Here is a 4,025-nt window from a genome sequence, read left to right as displayed (position 1 = left end):
TCTTCGATCGCAACTTTGCCAGACGTCTGCTGGGCCGTAAGCCGCGCAAGTATGTCCAAATCGGGCACAACAGGCGCCTGATCCGTAAACAGGTCATGCCCAGCAAGGTCGTGGAAATACCCGACGACAGATTTCATCGTCTCGACGGTGTCATCGAATCCTTCCAAACGGCAGGAAAAGTTTCCGTAGGTCACATCCAGGATTTTATTGCTCTCGCCCATGCGTTACTGCTTTCTAGGTTATCAGCGGTCACCCGCTGGACAAATTTGAACTGCTCAGTCGATGATATCACACGCTATGTTCAGGCTTATTTTGTGGCCCTTTTAGGGAATGTTTGTGAATTGAGGTACAATAAGTGTCTAGCGAAATCATTGTTTCAAGCGAAAAACCGCTGTGTCTGGTCGGCGGGGCCGTTGCGGCGACCTCTGAAATACTTGATATTTCACAGTGGGTTGACGGATTTGTTGCCGTTGACTCTGGGGCTGATGCCTTGCTTGCTGCAGGTATAGAACCTGCTGTTGTGGTCGGCGATCTAGATAGCCTTTCTGCGCAATCACGCGCCTCATTTGCGGATAGGCTGCACGAAATTAAGGAACAATCGACCACTGATTTTGAAAAAGCGCTGACTCGAGTGGCTTCTCCTGCCTTAATTGCGCTTGGATTTACGGGCGGGCGGATGGACCATATTCTGTCGGTTCTCAGTGTCATGGTCCGCTATCCGGACAAACCGGTGATTTTGGCTGACGCACATGATGTTAGCTTTCTGGTATCAGGCAGAAAGATAGCGTTTGAATTACCCAAAGGGACCCGTGTTTCCCTAATGCCTGTCGTTGATACAACGGTTAGTTTGGACGGTGTCGTCTGGCCGTTTTCACAAAGGCTCATGGCAATGAGTGGTTTCACCAGCCCGTCAAACGCGGGTTTGGGTGGCGACGTTGTGGTAAGGGCAGACGCAGCCGTTCTCGTTACCCTGCCGCGGGCACATCTTGCGACAGCTTTGAAAGCCGTTGCTCGCGGATGATAATGTAAAGCCCTGCTGCAACTGTGATGCAGATGCCAATCGCGGCCAGTCCGTTGGGGAGGTCTGAAAAGATCAGCCAGCCGATCGCCGTGCCAAAGGGGATTTCAAGATATTGCATCGGAGCGACAGTTGACGCGGGTGCAAAACGGAGGCTCCAAGTCATGAAAAGATGCGCCAAAGTGCCCAGTATCCCAAGCCCTGCCAGCAACACCCATGTCGCGGGCTGCAGATTGAAATTGAAATCACCAACTATGTTCGGAAAGATTGCAAAGACCAAAATCAGAATGATCGAAGCTTGGATGCCGCTGACTGCTTGCAGCTTTATCGGGTCCATCGCGCGCGCGATTTTACGCGTCACCATCATGAATAATGAAAACACAACCGCAACTCCAAGCGGATAAAGTGCGGGATAACCCACCTCTGCAAAATTGGGTTGGATGACCAGAAGTGTACCGATGAAACCGACAGCGCAGGCACCCATGCGGTGGATGCCGACCTGTTCGCCCATCACGAAATACCCAAGCAGCAACATGATAAAGGGCATGACAAAGGCAATCGCAAGTGTGTCTGCCAATGGCAAGTATTGCAGGGCGGTGAACATCAGACCAATGCCCAAAATATGCAGAACCGTCCGCACGAGCGTCCACATCAGGATGCCTTTGGGCAGGCGCAAGTTTTGCCCCTTTAGCAGCACGAGGGGCAACAGGATCACGGCCTGAATACCAAACCGCACAAAGATCAAAACACCAAGTGCCACAGCACCGCCAAGCAGTTTCGCGATGCTATCCCCTAATGGGGCTAGGACACAAAACGCCAGCATCAGCATAACGCCTAGAAAGGGGCGATCGTCATTCATGCAGTAACCTTAGCAGTTCGGCACATTTACAGCGAGGCCGCCAAGGGCAGTTTCTTTGTATTTCTCGCTCATGTCCACGCCGGTTTGGCGCATCGTTTCAATCGCTACATCAAGCGATACCAAATGCACGCCGTCTCCGCGCAACGCCAATGACGCGGCTGAAACGGCCTTGATCGCACCCATCCCGTTGCGTTCGATGCACGGTACTTGGACAAGGCCTTTGACCGGATCACAGGTCATGCCAAGATGATGCTCTAAGGCAATTTCGGCCGCATTTTCAATTTGTTCTGGTGTTCCACCCAAGACAGCGGCCAGACCTGCGGCGGCCATCGCAGCGGCACTGCCAACTTCGGCCTGACACCCACATTCCGCACCCGAGATCGAGGCGTTGAATTTGATCAATCCGCCAATGGCGGCGGCGGTTAACAAGAACTCATCGACGCGCGCAGAGGTCGCACCCGGCACATGATCTAGCCAATACCGTATCGTCGCAGGGATGACCCCCGCCGCACCATTTGTCGGGGCTGTCACAACTTGACCGCCAGCGGCGTTTTCTTCGTTCACCGCCATCGCATAAGTAATCATGAAATCATTGATCGTATGCGGTGCGGTCAGGTTCATGCCGCGTTCGGCCTGCAGCGCGTCATAGATACCCTTGGCCCGTCTGCGCACGAACAATCCTCCGGGCAGGATGCCATCGGTGTGCAAACCACGTTCAATACAGTTGTTCATGACCTCCCAAACACGCGCTAGGCCACGTTCCAGATCAGGGCTGGCGATCCGCGACAACTCATTCGTCTGCTTCATTTGGGCAATCGTTTTGCCTGACATCGCGGCCATATCCAGCATCTCTTGGGCTGATTTGAACGGGAAAGGGACGGGTGCGCCAGTATCGGTGTCCTTTCCTGCAGCAAGCTCTGCGTCGGTTAATACAAAGCCACCGCCAATGGAATAATAGGTGACTTGTGTGATGACATCGCCTTGCGCGTCCGTGCCGCGCAATACCATGCCGTTGGCATGGCCGGGCAGGGCGGGGCCATAATCAAAAACAAGATCGTCTTTGTGGTGAAATTTTAGCGTGCCAAGTCCATCGGGTGAGACGGTGTTTTCGTCCGCAATACGGACCATTTCTGCATCGGCTTTGGCGGCGTCATAGTCGTCTGCACGAAAGCCCGCCAAACCCAGGGTCACCGCGCGGTCGGTCGCATGTCCGACACCCGTAAAGGCCAAGCTGCCATGCAAGGATGCTTGGACGCCAGCGACCTTGAAGGGCTGCGCGCGCAAGTGATCCAAGAACCGTGCCGCCGCAACCATTGGTCCGATCGTATGAGAAGAAGAAGGGCCGACGCCCACTTTGAACATGTCAAAAACGGATAAAAACATGAAAGGCGGCCTTTTTGATCAGGGCAGATTTGCGACGTTGAGAACACCCTAACCGATCCACGCCATTGGCCGCCCACTAAATGCGACCCTTCGCCCAAATAATGCGTATGTCGGGGCCGTGTAAATTGGGGCCTCGCGCCTGCCAGCGATCTTGCCTATAACACGGCTAGATCAAAAGCGGAGTGGTGTGATGACCAGTGAATTGACCCCAATCGATATGGCGAAATTTGTCGCAGCAAAGCAAGCGACCGAATACGTCGAATCCGGTATGAAGGTTGGACTTGGCACCGGATCAACCGCTGCTTGGCTGGTGCAATGCTTGGGCGAAATGGTGCGCGATGAAGGCCTCAAGATCAAAGGTGTGCCAACATCTAACCAAACGGCGGAACTTGCCCGCGAAGTCGGCATCGATGTGATCACTTTGGAAGAAGCAAAGTGGCTTGATGTGACGATCGACGGAACGGATGAATATGACAGCCAGCTGACCCTGATTAAAGGTGGCGGTGGCGCGCATTTGCGCGAAAAGATCGTCGCGACTGCCAGTGACCGCATGATCGTGATCGCGGATGCCACCAAAAAGGTCGACACGCTGGGCGCATTTCCACTGCCGGTCGAGGTGATCCCGTTTGGTTTGCCCGTCACCCAGAACCTGATCGAAGAAACACTGACAGGCATGGATGTGCTGGGCCGGGATATCACGATGCGCATGCGCGACGGCAAGCCGTTTATCACCGACGAAGGCAACATGATCCTTGATCTGCACCT

4 protein-coding genes and 1 pseudogene are annotated in these 4,025 nt (G+C 54.1%); 2 read left to right on the top strand and 3 right to left on the bottom strand.

The window, feature by feature from the left end; all coding sequences use genetic code 11:
* A pseudogene (locus tag QZ197_RS03850) lies at nucleotides 1-221 on the bottom strand (hypothetical protein); the annotation flags it as partial.
* 134 nt (nucleotides 222-355) lie between these two features.
* On the opposite strand from QZ197_RS03850, the gene QZ197_RS03845 reads away from it, so the two are divergent.
* The gene (locus tag QZ197_RS03845) at nucleotides 356-1,021 is read left to right on the top strand and encodes a thiamine diphosphokinase (protein ID WP_272146295.1); all 666 of its coding nucleotides are present in this window, start codon (nucleotides 356-358) and stop codon (nucleotides 1,019-1,021) included.
* On the opposite strand, the gene QZ197_RS03840 is transcribed toward QZ197_RS03845, so the two are convergent.
* Together QZ197_RS03840 and QZ197_RS03835 are read right to left on the bottom strand one after the other, a co-directional pair.
* Nucleotides 966-1,877: a DMT family transporter gene (locus QZ197_RS03840; protein WP_272146293.1), complete on the bottom strand. Its 912-nt coding sequence runs from the start codon at nucleotides 1,875-1,877 to the stop codon at nucleotides 966-968. The two genes, QZ197_RS03845 and QZ197_RS03840, sit on opposite strands and share 56 nt — an antisense overlap.
* Nucleotides 1,878-1,886: 9 nt before the next feature.
* Complete coding sequence (locus QZ197_RS03835; protein WP_272146291.1) at nucleotides 1,887-3,260, bottom strand: L-serine ammonia-lyase; 1,374 nt, start codon at nucleotides 3,258-3,260, stop codon at nucleotides 1,887-1,889.
* 190 nt (nucleotides 3,261-3,450) lie between these two features.
* On the opposite strand from QZ197_RS03835, the gene rpiA reads away from it, so the two are divergent.
* A partial coding sequence (gene rpiA / locus QZ197_RS03830; RefSeq protein ID WP_296430238.1) for a ribose-5-phosphate isomerase RpiA occupies nucleotides 3,451-4,025 on the top strand: 575 nt, incomplete at its 3' end.

This window comes from Yoonia sp. (genome assembly GCF_017854415.1).
In the GTDB taxonomy this organism is placed as follows: domain Bacteria; phylum Pseudomonadota; class Alphaproteobacteria; order Rhodobacterales; family Rhodobacteraceae; genus Yoonia.
The sequence above is the reverse complement of the archived record's forward strand: the minus strand, read 5'-3'. Positions and strand labels throughout refer to the sequence as shown.